Annotated in this window: 13 protein-coding genes and 1 pseudogene; 9 read left to right on the forward strand and 5 right to left on the reverse strand. The window is 55.5% G+C overall.

Annotated elements, in window-relative coordinates; translation table 11 throughout:
• The 3 genes and pseudogenes from GOW98_RS07900 to GOW98_RS07910 form a co-directional block, all read left to right on the forward strand.
• Positions 1 to 248: DDE-type integrase/transposase/recombinase (locus tag GOW98_RS07900; RefSeq protein WP_170330748.1), on the forward strand; the 248-nt coding region annotated here is incomplete at its 5' end.
• A 56-nt stretch (positions 249 to 304) separates the two neighbouring features.
• Positions 305 to 466, forward strand: a pseudogene (locus GOW98_RS07905) (IS6 family transposase); the annotation flags it as partial.
• An 87-nt stretch (positions 467 to 553) separates the two neighbouring features.
• Positions 554 to 757, forward strand: a complete 204-nt coding sequence (locus GOW98_RS07910; RefSeq protein ID WP_170330750.1) for a hypothetical protein — start codon at positions 554 to 556, stop codon at positions 755 to 757.
• Between the two features lie 10 nt (positions 758 to 767).
• Here the strand turns inward: GOW98_RS07910 and GOW98_RS07915 are convergent, their stop codons facing one another.
• On the reverse strand, positions 768 to 3,047 hold the full coding sequence (locus tag GOW98_RS07915) for an EF-hand domain-containing protein (protein WP_170330752.1): 2,280 nt from the start codon (positions 3,045 to 3,047) through the stop codon (positions 768 to 770).
• A gap of 475 nt (positions 3,048 to 3,522) precedes the next feature.
• Here GOW98_RS07915 and GOW98_RS07920 point away from each other — a divergent pair, with 475 nt between their 5' ends.
• Positions 3,523 to 4,230: an IS6 family transposase gene (locus tag GOW98_RS07920; protein WP_170330753.1), complete on the forward strand. Its 708-nt coding sequence runs from the start codon at positions 3,523 to 3,525 to the stop codon at positions 4,228 to 4,230.
• Positions 4,231 to 4,354: 124 nt separating this feature from the next.
• On the opposite strand, the gene GOW98_RS07925 is transcribed toward GOW98_RS07920, so the two are convergent.
• Entirely contained in the window at positions 4,355 to 4,822 is a 468-nt protein-coding gene (locus GOW98_RS07925; protein ID WP_170331350.1) for an Lrp/AsnC family transcriptional regulator, read from the reverse strand.
• A 152-nt stretch (positions 4,823 to 4,974) separates the two neighbouring features.
• Between GOW98_RS07925 and GOW98_RS07930 the strand changes: the two genes are divergently transcribed.
• Genes GOW98_RS07930 through lpdA form a run of 5 tightly spaced genes read left to right on the forward strand, consistent with a single transcriptional unit; the run spans position 4,975 to position 10,919 of the window.
• Entirely contained in the window at positions 4,975 to 6,048 is a 1,074-nt protein-coding gene (locus GOW98_RS07930) for a Leu/Phe/Val dehydrogenase (RefSeq protein ID WP_170330756.1), read from the forward strand.
• Positions 6,045 to 7,280, forward strand: a complete 1,236-nt coding sequence (locus GOW98_RS07935; RefSeq protein WP_170330758.1) for a 3-methyl-2-oxobutanoate dehydrogenase (2-methylpropanoyl-transferring) subunit alpha — start codon at positions 6,045 to 6,047, stop codon at positions 7,278 to 7,280. Before GOW98_RS07930 ends, GOW98_RS07935 begins: the two co-directional genes overlap by 4 nt.
• A 3-nt stretch (positions 7,281 to 7,283) precedes the next feature.
• Positions 7,284 to 8,297, forward strand: coding sequence for an alpha-ketoacid dehydrogenase subunit beta (locus GOW98_RS07940; protein ID WP_170330760.1), 1,014 nt, complete (start codon positions 7,284 to 7,286; stop codon positions 8,295 to 8,297).
• A 3-nt stretch (positions 8,298 to 8,300) separates the two neighbouring features.
• Complete coding sequence (locus tag GOW98_RS07945) at positions 8,301 to 9,557, forward strand: dihydrolipoamide acetyltransferase family protein (RefSeq protein WP_170330762.1); 1,257 nt, start codon at positions 8,301 to 8,303, stop codon at positions 9,555 to 9,557.
• Positions 9,558 to 10,919 carry a dihydrolipoyl dehydrogenase gene (gene lpdA, locus GOW98_RS07950; protein ID WP_170330764.1) on the forward strand — a complete coding sequence of 454 codons (1,362 nt, stop codon included), beginning with the start codon at positions 9,558 to 9,560 and terminating at the stop codon, positions 10,917 to 10,919.
• Between the two features lie 252 nt (positions 10,920 to 11,171).
• On the opposite strand, the gene grrM is transcribed toward lpdA, so the two are convergent.
• Genes grrM through GOW98_RS07965 form a run of 3 tightly spaced genes read right to left on the reverse strand, consistent with a single transcriptional unit; the run spans position 11,172 to position 16,207 of the window.
• Positions 11,172 to 12,374, reverse strand: a complete 1,203-nt coding sequence (gene grrM / locus GOW98_RS07955; RefSeq protein WP_170330766.1) for a cyclophane-forming radical SAM/SPASM peptide maturase GrrM/OscB — start codon at positions 12,372 to 12,374, stop codon at positions 11,172 to 11,174.
• Positions 12,332 to 12,622, reverse strand: coding sequence for a hypothetical protein (locus GOW98_RS07960; protein WP_170330769.1), 291 nt, complete (start codon positions 12,620 to 12,622; stop codon positions 12,332 to 12,334). The genes grrM and GOW98_RS07960 overlap by 43 nt, the downstream gene beginning before the upstream one ends.
• A gap of 60 nt (positions 12,623 to 12,682) precedes the next feature.
• Positions 12,683 to 16,207, reverse strand: a complete 3,525-nt coding sequence (locus GOW98_RS07965) for an nSTAND1 domain-containing NTPase (RefSeq protein ID WP_170330771.1) — start codon at positions 16,205 to 16,207, stop codon at positions 12,683 to 12,685.
• Positions 16,208 to 16,209: the final 2 nt, after the last annotated feature.

Genomic DNA, 16,209 nt, shown 5'->3' on the forward strand with positions numbered 1-16,209 from the left:
GAGCCACCGAAAAACAACAGACGGGCAGGTGGCTTAATAATCGGGTTGAGAACTCACACCTGCCGTTTCGACGAAGAGAACGGGCCATGCTGCGTTTCAGGCGTATGCGAAGTTTGCAGAAATTCGCCTCCGTCCACTCCTCCGTTTACAACCACTTCAACCAGGGAAGATCACTTACCTGCCGAGACACCTTCAAGCTGACACGCACCGCCGCTCTCACAGAGTGGCGCGAACTTGGTGCGGCATAAGGGGCAGCTATACTGGCCTGGCTAAGACTGGTTCGAATTTGTCTGACAGCACCAAAATGCAACGTTTCAGGCGCATGCGAAGTTTGCAGAAATTCGCCGCCGTCCATTCCTCCGTATACAACCACTTCAACCAGGAAAGATCGCTGACCAGCCGAGACACCTTCAAGCTGACACGCACCGCCGCCCTGGCCGAGTGGCGTCAACTTTGTTCCGGATAGGTTCGCGGCTTCTGCGGCAAACTGAGACTGGTTAGAATTCGTCTGACAGCACCTGTGTCAGGTTGCATCGATCTTGTGGTGCCGCAAATGAATGCTGAGCTGTCAATTTTCCTCGGCACCCAATCCTCGTTTTTTCGGCAGCAAGGGTCGCCGCAGCGGCAATCGTCGGTGAACGTTGCTTGGCAAGCGCACGGGTTAGATCGCGAGGCGTCACAAGCAGACAATGTGGCTTCCTACTCTTCGATGACCGACAATTGCATTGCGCGCCCGATTGAAATCCAGGCACCGTGAAAACGTCCTGTCACGCTTCAACAAACAAACCACTACGGCTATATGCTACTTCCTCGGGCGTAAAATGCGGCTCATCGTCTTTCAGTGTCGGATCAAACCGATAGGTTTTTTCCAGAAACTCACCAGCCGCCAAAGCCTCTTCAAGATCGCGAACCGGTCCGTGAGAGTCTTCTATGAATGTGGCCAACTGTGTTGTTGCTGCGACCGTCTGCATACCCCGCCAACGACCACGCAGTGACGCCAAGCGCCCAACAGGCCTCAACAATCCCGACAAATGCGATAGCCGATCTACGGGGAGCTCGGTTCTTCCAAATGCGCGCGCACAGGCCAGCTCTTCGTTCAGGCTCGGCCAATAGCGGCTGGCGTAAAACGAGTGTTCGTCTCGATGAAACCAGGACTCGGTCCGCGTGATCGAGGAAGAGACGGCATTGTGCAGTTTCCAAAGAAACAGGCGAAGCGAACGGCCGTCGGTTATCGTGCTGAGCTTGTTCTCGATTGTCGCCTCGAATTTGTCTTTGCCTTGGTCACATCCTAAAAGCAGGAATTCGAGCGGATAGAACTCCACTTCACAATTGCGTACGACGTAGCGATTGAGGTGGTACCGGCAATAAGGACAGGGATACATCGCCGCAAATGAGCGGAAGAAATCCTTGAACAACGCGATCAAAATCTTCTGATCTTCGTCATCGCGACTGCAGACAATCTCGGCAGTCGTATGAAGAAAACGCCACGTCGCCGGACCTATGAAATAGGGAAAGCTTAACCGCATGTCCGCATCGCGCACATCGCTGCGCCCCAGGTAGACATCCAAGAAAGCCACATATTGCGACAAGGAACCAGTTTCCCGACCGAACTCTAGCCGCTCTCTTTGCTTCTGAACGCCATTGAGGTAATGCCGCGTCAACTGCCAAGCCTGTTTTATCATGAGCTTTTGAGACGGGCGGCAGTTTTTAAAACATTCCATTTCCGCGTTAGCAAATGGATGGAACTCGCCCGATGCGCGCGCAGCGGCGAACCAGTTGTCAAGATCGGCTTCATTCGGGTTCGTGTTGGCGTCGATGTCCTCGGCGGTTCCGATGCTGCAGGCGGCAAGCAGCTTTGGCATGTAGTCTTCGTACCAGTAGCGGCTCGGCATCATTGCACCATCGATCTCTTCTTCGACAGAGTCCACGATCACCCGGTTCCAAGCTTGCAGATAGTCCAGTGGCGCACTGTGCGAGCGGGGTTCCCGCACCGATCGGTCTTGGTAAAGCTCCATCGCCCGAAGCCGCTTTACTTCGTGAAGGTCAAGCGCACCGTTGAACAAGTCCGCTGGCGCGAGGTTCTTCCGCCTTAACGTCAGGGCGCACTCAACCAGTGCCTCAAAAACATGCCGTGTCTTGGATTTATCCTCGCGCTCCTCCTCCATCTTTTCGACTTCGGCAAGCATGCCTAGTGTTTTTTCGACCAGAGGCCAGGATGCGATACGCTCATCAAGCCGTTCAAGCTCTTCGCGAATGGAACGGGGAACAGCATCCAAGACTTCAAAACACGAAGGTTCGACGATCCCCAGTGCCTTGTAGAGTGCAATTGCGCTATCCGTAAATTTCGCAAATTCGGTGATGGAATAGGGCATTATTTTTGCGGTTAGATGCGTCTCGTAGTTAGCGGCGAAATTCTCCCGAAAACTCCGGTATGCAGCGCCTTGCAGCAGTCGGAAAAGCCCAATTTGAATTTGCAAGCGCGAGGAACCTTCACCGCGCGGCCGAGCTGCGCTGTTAGACGACAGCGCCCGCGGGATGTTAACTGATGACCTCGATGCCACTTTGTGAATTGGCAATCGGGTCAGGTGTGATAGATGGATATCACGGTACGCGTTCGGATGCCGCTGACCCACATTGGAAACGATATTGCAGAACTCATCAAAGTCGATCGCTCCGTCCCCGTCTTTATCAGCCACGGCGAAATAGTGGTCAATTCGGGTCTTGCTAATCCCAAACGCCAAAAGGGTTTGTTGCAACTCCTCTGGAGTTATTTGGCCGTCACGGTTTTCATCGAAGACATCAAAGGCAATTGTCAGTCGGCTATTCAAATCGCCGCTGAGGGAGGCAATCGTCGCCAGAAATTGTTCACGGGTCACTGCGTCGGTTGAACCAAACGCGTCGGGAAGAGAGTTCAAGTGTTCAAAGACCGGGGGTTCTTCGAATGCCGCAACCGCCCTTTGAAGGTCATCCAAAGGAATTACATCGAGGTTTCCTGCGATTTGTTCCCAAAGTTCTTCAATTTCATCGATTCTTAACTGACGCGCCATGACGTCGAATTTTACTTCAAATCACAAGGTTTGGTATTGAATTTTTCTACGTAGATTTTCTCGTTTTCAGAAGCGAAATGTGTTCTCAGACGGGAAGCCGGAAGCCAGTCTCGGGTGCGAGAATCCGGTCTGTTTTTGACCCGCTATCAGTGTAAAGTTCCAGAGATCTTGGCAGTTTGGGCCGGAGTCATTACTTGATCGAATGAGTTTTGAGGTCGGCTTTGTCTTTCGATCCGGAAGTATTAACGGCTTCCGAATTTGCGCCCGCAGCGTATGTCGACGATACGAGCGCAATCGCGGCAAAAATAGCATTCTACCGAGGTCGGTTTTGAGCCGATATTCCTTTATGTGAACGAGTCAAATGGCGACAAGGTCGCGGATCAGGCTTTTGGTTAAGGCGAGATCAAGCATCAACGAGGGTCTTGTCAGAGGAACTTTGCTTGAGCAGGGCAGGGCGGTTACGTTGCTTTTGCCCATGACCAAACCTGCCTCTTACAAATACTTCAAAACCAGTCCCGAGATCATCCGCCTTGCAGTGATGCTGTACATCCGATTCCCTCTCTCGCTTCGGAATGTCGAAGATCTACTGCATGAACGAGGCATCGACGTGAGCCAGGAAACTGTCCGATATTGGTGGAACAGGTTCGGGCCGGTTTTTGCTGCTGAGATTAGACAGAAGCGTGTTCAGCAGCTGCGCGCGTTCTCCAAATGGAAGTGGCACGCGGATGAGGTTTTTGTGAAGGTAAATGGCAAGCGGCTTTATCTTTGGCGGGCCGTTGATCACGAAGGTGAGGTGCTTGAAGCCGTTGTCACCAAACGCCGAAACAAGGCTGCAGCACTGAAATTCCTCAAGAAATCGATGAAGCGCCATGGCTGTTTAGAAAAGATCGTGACGGATCGCTTCGTGTCCTACAAGGCTGCGCTCAGAGAACTGGGTGCACTCGAAAAACAACAGACGGGCAGGTGGCTCAACAACCGCGTCGAGAATTCGCACCTGCCGTTTCGACGAAGCGAACGCTCCATGCAGCGTTTCAGGCGCATGCGAAGTTTGCATAAATTCGCCGCCGTCCATTCTTCCGTCTACAACCACTTCAACCAGGAAAGATCTCTCACCAGCCGAGACACATTCAAGCGGACACGCTCCGCCGCTCTCGCCGAGTGGCGCGAACTTGGTGTGGCATAAAGGGCAGATCTACTGGCCTAGTTGAGACTGGTTCGAATTTGTATGACAGCACCCAGTCGAAAGCTGCAAATTCACGAACCAGTTAAGGGAAAACACCACCGGGGTCATTGACCGGCTGGGGTTTTCAATATGGGATGCGTGATCGACTGATGAATTGGCGTAGCGCGAACCGCGAGCGTACAACGCGTAAACCCGGCAGCCGCATTAGTTTCGTCTGCAGAAAGGTCTCAAACTCCTCGAGACTTTCGACCGCGACTTCCAACAGAAAATCCTGTGCGCCGGTCATCAATGTTCCGGTCACCACCTCATCAAACAGTGCGACCTGACGCTGAAAGTCGGCCACTTTTTCGGCGTCTTGCCTCTCGAGTTCGACCGAGACGAAAGCTGTGATCGGAAAGCCCGCCGTTTTACGGTCGATACGTGCGCTATAACCCGAAATCAGCCCGGTTTCCTCGAGGCGCGCCAACCGGCGTTTGCATGGTGTGGCGGACAGACCGATGCGTTCCGACAGTTGGACCAATGACATTCGTCCGTCCTCTTGCAGTGCGCGAAGAATCTCTCGATCCACCTGATCTGTAGTGAAAGGCACTATAAATCCTTCAATTGGTAGCAATAAACACTCAGCTTCTTTCAAAATACCCTGGAAAAGAAGTTTTTCAACCCGGCACGGGACCGTAGGCTGGAAGTGATGATCCTAACTGATCGAAACGACTGAACCCAGCCATACAAACAAATGGTGAAATCATGCCCCTGATCCTGACAGAAGAAACACCGCCGCCCGGATATGAACGCCTGATCTTTGTCGAGGATTCCAGCACCGGGTTACAGGCCTTCATCTGCCTGCATTCGACAGTTTGTGGCCCGGCGGCAGGTGGCTGCCGAATGTGGGCCTACGACAGTCGTGACGCTGCGCGTGAGGACGTGTTGCGACTGGCACGCGGCATGACGGCCAAGAATGTCATGGCCGGTCTCGGGCTGGGCGGTGGCAAATCGGTGATTATCGGCGATGCCCGCAAAGACAAAACACCGGAATTGCTGCGCGCCTTTGGTCGGGCTGTCGATGCGCTGGAGGGGCAGTATTATACGGCCGAAGATGTGGGTTTCTCGCCCGAAGATATTCGGATTGTTGCAGAGGAAACGGATTTCGCCGTTGGCCTAGAAGAGGGTGAGCATGGCAGCGGCGACCCGTCACCCTTTACTGCCGAAGGGGTTTTCCAATGCCTGAAGGTTGGTGCCAGCGACGTGTTCGGCAGCGACGATCTGACCGGACGCCGCGTGCTGGTGCAAGGCCTGGGCCATGTGGGCATGAGCCTGGCGGAAAAATTGTATGCCGCTGGTGCGTCACTTATCGTATCAGATATCAATCAGGCCGCGCTGGACTTGGCCCGCGACCGGTTACGTGCGGATATCTGCCCTGTGGATCAGGTCTTTGACGTGCAGGTGGATGTTTTCGCGCCATGTGCTCTGGGTGGCATTCTGACCCATAGCAGCGCAGAGAAGCTGTCGGCGCGTCTGGTCTGCGGCGCAGCCAACAACCAATTGGCCGAAGACTCTGTGGCCGAAACCCTCCGCGCAAGCGGAATTCGTTACCTGCCAGACTATGTCGTCAATGCGGGTGGCATCATCAGCGTGGCCGGTGAAATCCATAGGGCGGGTGAGACATACCGCCAGTCCAGGCTCAAAGAGATCGCGGCGCGTATTGCCGAGATCCTCGCAACTTCACGGCGCACTGGCCGATCGACCACAAGGGTCGCCGATCAGATTGTCGATGATATTCTCGAACGCGCCTGTAACCATCGACAGGAGGGTGCAGCATGAGCGAAGAACTCAGACCGCTTTCGCTGAACGTGCCTGAACCAGGATGCCGCCCAGGCGATACGCCGGATTTTTCAGACTTTGAAATCCCCCGCGCTGGTGAGGTCCTCCGGCCGCCGGTCGATGTCGCCGCGGATGACATTCGTGACATGGCTTTTTCGATTGTTCGGGTTCTGAATAAAGAAGGGCAGGCCATCGGTGAATGGGCAGGTGCAATGACACCAGATGAACTGCGCACCGGCTTACGCCATATGCTGACCCTGCGCGCCTTTGACAAGCGCATGCTGATGGCGCAGCGCCAAGGCAAGACAAGTTTCTATATGCAGCATTTGGGCGAGGAGGCGATCAGCTGTGCCTTTGCCCGTGCGTTGCGCCCCGGTGACATGAACTTCCCGACATATCGTCAGGCCGGCCTTCTGGTCGCGGTGGACTATCCGATGCTTACGATGATGAACCAGATCTATTCCAATGCCGATGACCCGCTGCACGGGCGGCAGTTGCCAATTATGTATACCTCGAAGGAACACGGGTTCTTTTCTATCTCAGGCAACCTGGGCACGCAGTTTGTGCAATCGGTGGGCTGGGCTATGGCCTCGGCCATTTCGGGGGATACCAAGATTGCCGCTGGCTGGATCGGCGACGGTTCAACCGCGGAAAGCGATTTTCATGCGGCGATGGTATTTGCCTCTACCTACAAGGCGCCGGTGGTCCTGAACATCGTCAATAACCAATGGGCTATCTCGACCTTCCAGGGGATCGCCCGGGGTGGTGTTGGCACATTTGCCGCGCGCGGTCATGGGTTCGGCATTCCCTCGCTTCGTGTCGATGGCAACGACTATCTGGCCGTTCATGCGGTCGCCAAATGGGCCGCCGAACGTGCGCGCCGGGGGTTGGGTCCGACCTTGATTGAGTACGTGACTTACCGTGCGGGCGGACATTCTTCGTCAGACGACCCTTCAGCCTATCGTTCGGGTGAGGAAGCCAGTGCCTGGCCGCTGGGCGACCCAATAAAGCGACTGAAACAGCATCTAATCGCGATCGGTGAATGGTCCGAGGAACGCCATACCCAGGCCGAGGCCGAAATCATGGATGAGGTCATTGCGACGCAGAAACAGGCCGAGAGCATCGGCACCTTGGGCGACGGCAAGGTACCATCCCCGCGCGACATGTTCGAAGGCGTCTATGAAACAATGCCGCCGCATCTGGTCCGGCAGCGTCAGCAGGCGGGGTATTGAGAGATGGCCCAAATGACAATGATCGAAGCCATTCGCGATGCCCATGACGTGGCCATGGCGGCTGACGACCGTGTGGTTGTATTCGGTGAGGATGTTGGGTTCTTTGGCGGGGTATTCCGCTGCACCGCCGGTTTGCAGGAGAAATACGGCAAGAGCCGCTGCTTCGACGCGCCGATCAATGAAAGCGGCATCGTCGGTACTGCAATCGGTATGGCCGCCTATGGCCTGAAACCGGTGATCGAGATTCAGTTCGCCGATTATGTCTATCCCGCCTATGACCAGATCGTCAGTGAGGCCGCGCGTCTGCGCCACCGCTCGAACGCCGATTTCACCTGCCCGCTTGTCATCCGCATGCCCACGGGCGGCGGTATTTTCGGCGGCCAGACCCACAGCCAGAGCCCAGAGGCTCTGTTTACCCATGTGTCGGGCCTCAAGGTGGTGATGCCGTCAAACCCTGCGGACGCCAAAGGGCTGTTGCTTGCCTCGATTGCCGACCCTGATCCGGTGATTTTCCTGGAGCCGAAGCGTCTCTACAACGGGCCGTTTGACGGGCACCACGACAAGCCGCTGACAACCTGGAAAAAGCATGCCGAAGGCGACGTTCCTGAAGGCGATGAGATCGTGCCTCTGGGAAAGGCCAAAGTCACTCGCAAGGGGGCGGACGTGACCGTGCTGGCCTATGGGACCATGGTTTACGTGGCCGAGGCTGCGGCAAAGGAAACCGGCGTTGACGCCGAGGTGATCGACCTGCGAACGCTCATGCCGTTGGATCTGGAAACGATCACCGCCTCGGTGCAAAAAACCGGCCGCTGCGTGATTGTGCATGAAGCCACACGCACTTGCGGATTTGGCGCCGAGCTGCTGAGCCTCGTGCAGGAGGAATGCTTCTATCACCTCGAAGCGCCAATTATCCGGGTCACCGGGTGGGACACACCTTATCCGCATGCTCAGGAATGGCAGTATTTCCCGGGCCCCGCGCGGGTGGGTGAAGCCCTCAACACCGTCATGGAGGACTGAGTCATGGGCGTTCATACCATCCGCCTTCCGGACATAGGTGAAGGAATTGCCGAGGCCGAGTTGACCGAATGGCTGGTCAAACCCGGCGATATTGTCAGGGAGGACGATATTCTGGCTGTGGTAATGACCGACAAAGCTGCGGTCGAAGTGCCATCATCCGTGGAAGGCAAGGTTCTGGAATTGGGGGGCGAGATCGGCGAGTTGATGGCCGTTGGCGCTACTCTGATCCGCATCGAGGTCGACGGCGAAGGCAACGAAGGCGAAGTGCCTGCTGTGGCCGAGGCGACCGAAGTTGCGCCGGAGCCTGAACCAGAGTCGACGGTCGAGCCTAAGCCTGAACCTGAAAAGGCTCCCGAGCGGGCCGCACCTGCGGTGGCGCGCGCCCAAGGCACCAAGCCGCTTGCCTCACCTTCCGTTCGCGCCCGTGCCCGGGAAGAAGGGATCGACCTGCGTCAAGTGCCGGGGTCCGGGCCAGCCTCGCGGATCAGCCACAGTGATCTGGATCAGTGGATTGCCTCGGGTGGCATTCAGCAGGGTCAGATCACCCGCGGCGCAAATACCGGCATCGAAGAAGTGCGCGTCATTGGGATGCGTCGCAAGATCGCCGAAAAGATGCAGCTTTCGAAACGCCAGATCCCGCATATCACCATCGTCGAAGAGGTCGAAATCGAGTCTCTCGACGCCTTGCGGGTGGCTCTGAACGACAAACACAAGGGTGATAGGCCAAAGCTGACCATGCTGCCATTCCTGATGCGCGCGATTGTTGAGGCGGTGCGTGAACAGCCCGGACTGAACGCGCGTTTTGATGACGAGGCCGGTGTCATCCATCGTCATGGCGGAGTGCATGTGGGCATCGCCACCCAGACGCCAAATGGGCTGAACGTGCCGGTGATCCGCCACGCCGAAGCGGGCAGCCTGTGGGACAATGCCGCTGAGTTGACCCGTCTGGCCGAAGCCGCACGTGACGGAACGATCAAGCGCGAGGAACTGCAGGGCGGAACCATTACAATCACCTCCCTCGGACCGCTGGGCGCGTTGGCCACCACCCCGATCATCAACCACCCCGAAGTGGCAATCGTCGGCGTCAACAAAATGCAGATCCGCCCGGTCTGGGACGGTCAGCAGTTCCAACCGCGCAAGATGATGAACATCTCGTGCAGCTTCGATCATCGTGTGGTCGATGGCTGGGATGCGGCAGTCTTCGTGCAGAAATTGAAATCCCTGCTGGAAACCCCGGCCATGTTGTTTGTGGAGGGCTGAATGTCAGACCTGAAATGCAAGTTGCTGATCATCGGCGCTGGTCCTGGCGGGTATGTCTGCGCCATTCGTGCGGGCCAGTTGGGCATCGACACGATCATAGTGGACGAAGCCAAGCCCGGCGGCACCTGTCTGAATGTGGGCTGCATCCCGTCCAAGGCACTGATCCACGCAGCTGACGAATTTCATCGGATCACAGCGGTGAATGACGGCCCGTTGGGCATCACCGCCGCTGCCCCGGCAATCGATCTCGCCAAAACTGTTGCCTGGAAAGATGGTGTCGTCAGTAGGCTGAATGCCGGTGTCTCAGGCCTGATGAAAAAGGCAGGTGTCAGGTTCATGTCGGGCCGCGCCCGTTTTCTGGATGGCAAGACCGTTTCGGTCAGCGATGCCGATGGCGAGAGCCGCGAAATCAGCGCCGATTACATCGTCATCGCGTCGGGCTCGGCCCCGGTCGAACTGCCCTTCCTGCCATTTGGCGGCGATATCCTTTCCTCGACCGAAGCTCTGGCGTTGGGTGACGTGCCTGAAAGCCTTGCCGTTGTTGGCGGCGGTTATATTGGGCTGGAACTGGGTACGGCCTTTGCCAAACTGGGTACCAAGGTCACCGTGGTCGAGGCGGAATCCCGCATTCTGCCCACCTATGATAAAGCGCTGACCGCACCGGTGGCGAAACGTCTGGCCGCTCTGGATGTCACGGTTATGACTGGCACCAAGGCGCAAGGCTTTTCAGATGGTGTTTTGGCCACGGATCGGGGCAATGTTGAGGCCGACAAGGTACTGGTGACCGTCGGCCGCCGCCCGCGCACCCACGGCATCGGGGTCGAAGAACTGTCGCTAACCCTTAATGGGCCGTTCATCCAGATCGACGAGACCTGTCAGAGCTCAATGCGGGGCATTTATGCAATCGGGGACGTTACGGGTGAGCCCATGCTTGCGCATCGCGCCATGGCGCAGGGCAAAATGGTTGCCGAACATATCGCGGGTCACACCGTAGAGTGGGACAAACGCGCGATCCCGGCGGTTTGTTTCACCGATCCCGAGATCGTCACCTGTGGCGCTTTGCCCGGCGAGATTGACGGCACAAAAGCCACTGAATTCCCGTTGGCAGCCAACGGGCGGGCCATGACTTGCGAACGTGAAGACGGTTTTGTCCGCGTGGTCTGGCGCGAAGGCGACCATGCTGTCGTGGGCATTCAGGCTGTCGGTGCGCAGATGTCGGAACTTTCGGCGGCGTTCTCGATCGCCCTCGAAATGGGCGCCTGCCTTGAGGACATCGGTGCAACCATCCACGCACACCCGACACAATCTGAAGGCTTACAGGAAGCGTGTTTGAAGGCTCTGGGCCAAGCTCTGCATTTCTGAAGTTAAGGCTGAAAGTCTGTCAGACCTGCTTCGGTCGTCCCGCTGTACTTTTTTTGATAACCGAATAGGGCTTTTGTTGGCGCGATGCCGGGGCCATGCAGAGTGGGGGGAACCACACAAGCAATGTTTGAGCAGGCCAACGTTCCGGTCCTTCTAGGGCATAGAAGAAACGAGCTAACATCTTCGTTTTGGCTAGGCCTGCAGCCTGAAAACGATATTGGATATTGCATGTTAGCAAAATTTCTTCAGAGCTCACTTGAGGTCGATCTTGGTTTTCCCAGTATCTTTCCTCAAGGATTGTTCGATTTCGCTCAGAATTACCTCCGAGAGTAACTTCATGGAGATCTGGCAGTGCCGTGTCTCGGCGATATCGAAACGTCCGGATTCGCCCAACTTGTTGGATGGTCCACCGCCGCCGCAAATCCGAAAATACTTGCAATTCTGGGCGCACATCGCGACGCCCAGATCAATCTCACGTTGCGTATCGCGAAATCTGGGATCAGCCAAAATATCCGAAAGGCTGTCTTGGAAGACATTTCCGAAAGGTGATCCATCAAAGTTGGCCACTGCGGCCCCGGCCAATTCAGGTGAAAACGTGTGAAACCCACCATCGGCATCTATAGTTACAATACGAAATGGCGTATTCTCCTGATGTCGCAGGGCGCGCGGTTTGCCGGAATACCGCAGGACTTGTATCATCGCTTCCATTTCTCGTAGACGAGGGCGCCCGGTTCGCAAAGCATGGCCGACCAGTTTGGTCAGAAACTGCTCCATCTCTCTGTCGTTCGCCGTGTCTAGCGTAGAAGTTGCATTCTCTCCTTCTTGTTCTTCAAAATTCAAACCCAGTTGGCGTGGGTTCAGGTCATCGAAGAAACGGATGAACGCATCCTTGTGGCGGAGCGTAGTTTTGGAAACAACGGCAATCACGGTTGGATCCAGCCCTTCGTGGGCTAGTAAGCGATATCCTTTGATGACGGATTTGAAGGTGCCGATTTGAGATCGTGTCAGGCGATGAGCGTCATGAATGACAGCGGGCCCGTCCATGCTGACACCCACTTTGATCTTGTGATCTCGGAAAAAGCGACACCACTCTTCGTTCACCAAAACGCCGTTGGTTTGGAATGCGTGGGTGATTTTAGTGTTTTTGCCGAGGGTTTCATTGAGGATGTCGATGGCTCTGGCATACCAATCACGCGGCAGAACCATCGGTTCGCCCGCATGCCAAACCACCGTCATTTTTTTTGCGGCCAGGCCTGCTCTGGCCATCCAACGGCCAGCCGCCGCCACGGTTTCGTGCGACATGCGTCGCTTGTCGTCGCGGCTGGGCAGATAACAATAGGTACAGTCGAGGTTGCAAAAGGGTGTGCCTTGCAACACGAGCAAATCGGTTCGACCGCCGTAACGTTTCCGGTTTACCAGTTCACCCAGTTGCCCCAGTTTGGCCAATCGTTCCAATCTCCCCAGTTGACCCAGTTGTTCCAGTTGTTCCAGCAGCCGTTGCACCAGAGTTGCGAAATCTGCGGACCGTCTTCATCGTTTGAATGATCTTCACCTTCATAAGCTCGCCACGCCTCGGAAATCTCATCCAACCGATCTATCGCGTCGGCAGGTTGCGTCGACGCTGAGCCAATTCCAACGGTCTGCGCCATCCACAGCATGGCCAGTAGCAGGGGCTTAGATATGTTTCGTATCACTCTGGACACTCAAGATGACCTCCGCATGTGTCGCTGGGCGTGCTTTTGGTAAGTATACCATAACTTTGATCAATTTTCTCCGCTCTGACCCATATGTTCTTTCTCGGCGAGATCACGGAAGGTCCTCAGAAACTCGAGAACAGCATCGACGTCATACGCAACGGGATAGCGCCATACATCTCCACCTTCGTCCTGGATCAAGAGAATCTCGTGACCCTCGGTTTCCTCAAGTGCCAAATGCTTGGCCGAAATCTCAAACTGTACTGGTCCCGATGCCTCATAACTGTCCGAGGGTTTCAACCGGTCCTCTTCGCACCTCGCTTTTATTTCGTCAAAATTGCCCGGTGACTTCTGCTGGTTTTCATTCGGAACGACCAAAGTGATCGTGACCAAGGGGGGTCTGCCTTCGCAGCGTGATGTCAGCACATGAAGCATCATCTTGTGACCGATCTTGTGGACTTCGAGGTCATCCAATGAAAGGTAGACCGCGCTTTGGTCGTTGAGTGTCAAGTTACTGAAACTGTGCAGGTTCGCCGCGTCACCTTGTGGGACTTTTTTGTTTTTCTCCCGAACAGGTTGGGCCAGTTCCGGATGAAAGATCACGGCAAACTCTTTTACGCCTTTGTCAGAGCCTTTCAGGTGAGAGTTCTGCATTTTGACACCAATCAACCCATGCGTTCCAACCTTGATCGTACCTTCTGCGCGTGAGCCGATGTCAGGCCCAAAGGGATTACCGGCGTTGAACGACTCTGGATCTAAGAAAGACGTGTCGATGGAATGCGGAGATCCCAATCTGCGCAGCTTCAACCTGTCCTGTTCCTGTTCTTCGTTGTCGCGGATTAAACCATGCACCATGATCACTTCGGGGATCGTTGACGACGCGATACCCTTTGAAGGTAGCCTATTCTTTGAAATAACCAGAAACTGGCCAGTGTCTAATTCTTCAAGTTCTGGGTTCGTGCAAACCTGCCCCTTTTGACCCTGTTCAAACCCCAGGTTTGGTGGCAAATCCCGCGTATTCAACGTTTCACCAGCGTTGCCCGACCCGTCGTTCCGTGCAAATCTGATTCCTGCAGACTTCGTATAGTGCAAAACGGCTCCGGTATTGCCCAAGCGAATAGTTTGGTCCTTACCGTTGCCGATTTTGATGCAGTCCAGTTTGTGTTCCACCGGGTCACTTACGAGTTCCTCGAACCGGTTCCAGGACAGAACCTGATAGCCGGTTCCAAACAGCTGGCGCATGCGGCCATCAATCTCTGCCCGCGCGCTCAGGGTGGCGTGTTGCGAAAAATCTTTCTCCATCCACGGCACCAATCCGAGTAAGGTTTCATTCGCCCATCCCTCACGTTTCATTGCAACCCGATTGCTACGTCCTATGGCGTGCTGGTTATAGAGACCATATGCGCGATCGAGATGATCCAATGCGTCGCGCATCAAAGCATAGCCTGCCTTCAAGCCCTCGTTCTCACTCCGCAAAATCTCTTTTTCGCGGTCCGCGGTGTTCCCTTTCAATGCTGCGATCCCAAGCCATCCGATAGTCACGACGGCCGCCGTCGCGACAATCGCCAGCCGCGCTCGTTTTTTCTGTTCTTTCAGCGTTCGGCGTTGCTCTTTCAATCGCTCTCGAATAGCGCGTGTTGCCTCGGATTTTTCCCGGTCCAGATCGTCGAGCTTGCTTTGCTTTTTTTCTAGGAAGAGGTCCCGTGCTCGTGCAATATCGCGCTTTCCGAAGGTGCCCGCTGCGTCCTCCTGGTGCTCGCGCGCTTGTTCCTTGCGACGCCGCAGGGCACGTACTATCCAGTTCAACGAGAAGGTTCTGCGGTAGTGTACGTTGCGGATGAAGTCCGACTTTTTGTCTTCGAACAGTACCGCAAGTTTTGGATAGTCGGTCTCGATCACCGCGTCCGCATCCAACGTTCGGTTTAACGCGCTGAAAACTTCGGCTTCCCGGTCCACCCAGTCGCGGATTGCGGAATTGCGGATCAGCGCTTCGTGCGTAACGTCATATTGATGACGCTCGTTAACCTCGCTTCGTACAAGGAACCCGTGCTGCACCAGAACGTCCAAAGCAGCGCTGAGCGCGCGGGTTGTGGCGTCCTGATCCGGGCCAAAGGACTCTGTTGAGGCCATGCGCTGTTCGACAAGCTCTGTCGGATTAATGAATTCTCGATAAAATCGTTCATTCTCATCTTTGGAAGTGATTGCACACAACGCAGCCCTCAGCGCTGCGTCTGCGACTTTCCCCGGTTTTTCGGGTGCTTCCGGCTGCGCTGCGCTCCAGACTTCAACAAACTTTTGCTCGGCCTCAACTAGCGCTTCCTTTACGTCGTCTCGCAAAGCGTTCTGGAGCCATTTGCCTTGGACCTTGTGCATATTGGGCCAGGCTGTTTCCAGATCTTCCATTCGTACCTGAAACGGACGTTGATCCTTATTATCATCCAGATCCCGAATTTTTCTGTACCAAAGGTCCGTAAGGGCATGTTCAAACAGAGGGAGGTGATCCAGCGGGTGTTCAAGCCGGTCGCGCAAGGCTTCGACGTCGTCCAGTATGCGTTCCACCACCTCTGGATCGTAGGGCGCGGTTTCGGTTGTGCGGTCATATCGCACATCCCATTGATCCAAAACCTTTCGGGCAGGTTCATAAATCGCCTGTCGCAACTCGCGGCGGCCCATCATGTCCAGCAGAAAGACTGACTCGTTGACGATATCGGCAATTCCGGGCACCTGCGAACAGCGATGTAGATCCTCGGCTCGCATGGTGATCAGCAGGAACACACCGGGCGGCTTTTGCTGATGCACGCAGCGGATCATCGAGAACAGGTCCTCGGCTTCCTGCTTGTTGACATTTGATCGGAAAATCTCTTCGAACTGATCTATCAGCAGTGCAAGATTTGGTTCGGCGTCCGGTCCCGACGCGCTGTCATCCCGCTCTTTCGATTGCACTGCACGCGTAAGATTTCGAACCCAGCGAAACGCGGAAGTCATTCCTGAGTGGAGCGGGGGGGCTTCGGGTTTAGGCTCTTCCCCGCGCGGTAGGCCGACGTCGACCGTCAGGTCATCCCGCATCTGTTTTCGCAACATCGAGACGAGACCGTCTTGTGCTGACGCATCTCCAGACCGTTTGAAAAAGTACTCCAGTATCTTGTCTTTGTATGCTGCACTTTTCAGCAGCATTCCAAAAAACTGTCGGTCGAAAGCAGCCACAAATTGTTCGACCGGATCGGTGCCGGGCCGGAAATCAACCGCAACCCAGGAACCTTGTCTTCCAGCCACGGGAACGGCAGCGGACCGGAGATGGTTCAGGACCGCACCACGTACGACTGAAGATTTACCGCAACCGGAACCGCCAATGACAAACACGATCTGAGTCTCGCTCAGGCGTTTGACAATCTGCTTTCGCATATGGTCCCGGCCAGACAGCAGAACCGTAGTCTCGTTGTTGAAATACCGAAGGCTGACATAGGGCGAAATGAGCCCATAGCTCTGCGCGCTTTCTTGTTCGCCATCACCGTCCTGTCCACCATCGACCGCCGCCAAAAACGCATCCCGATACGTTTTGAAGGCATGAAAGGGATCGGGGCTATGCGGTGACATCT

It is taken from the genome of Ruegeria arenilitoris, from assembly GCF_013032445.1.
GTDB lineage: Bacteria > Pseudomonadota > Alphaproteobacteria > Rhodobacterales > Rhodobacteraceae > Ruegeria > Ruegeria arenilitoris_F.

Coding starts and splice junctions, on each gene's coding strand:
- GOW98_RS07965 (WP_170330771.1), bottom strand. CDS start 16,207: ATGTCACCGCATAGCCCCGATCCCTTTCATGCCTTCAAAACGTATCGG.
- GOW98_RS07945 (WP_170330762.1), top strand. CDS start 8,301: ATGGGCGTTCATACCATCCGCCTTCCGGACATAGGTGAAGGAATTGCC.
- GOW98_RS07935 (WP_170330758.1), top strand. CDS start 6,045: ATGAGCGAAGAACTCAGACCGCTTTCGCTGAACGTGCCTGAACCAGGA.
- lpdA (WP_170330764.1), top strand. CDS start 9,558: ATGTCAGACCTGAAATGCAAGTTGCTGATCATCGGCGCTGGTCCTGGC.
- GOW98_RS07930 (WP_170330756.1), top strand. CDS start 4,975: ATGCCCCTGATCCTGACAGAAGAAACACCGCCGCCCGGATATGAACGC.
- GOW98_RS07910 (WP_170330750.1), top strand. CDS start 554: ATGAATGCTGAGCTGTCAATTTTCCTCGGCACCCAATCCTCGTTTTTT.
- GOW98_RS07940 (WP_170330760.1), top strand. CDS start 7,284: ATGGCCCAAATGACAATGATCGAAGCCATTCGCGATGCCCATGACGTG.
- GOW98_RS07920 (WP_170330753.1), top strand. CDS start 3,523: ATGACCAAACCTGCCTCTTACAAATACTTCAAAACCAGTCCCGAGATC.
- GOW98_RS07915 (WP_170330752.1), bottom strand. CDS start 3,047: ATGGCGCGTCAGTTAAGAATCGATGAAATTGAAGAACTTTGGGAACAA.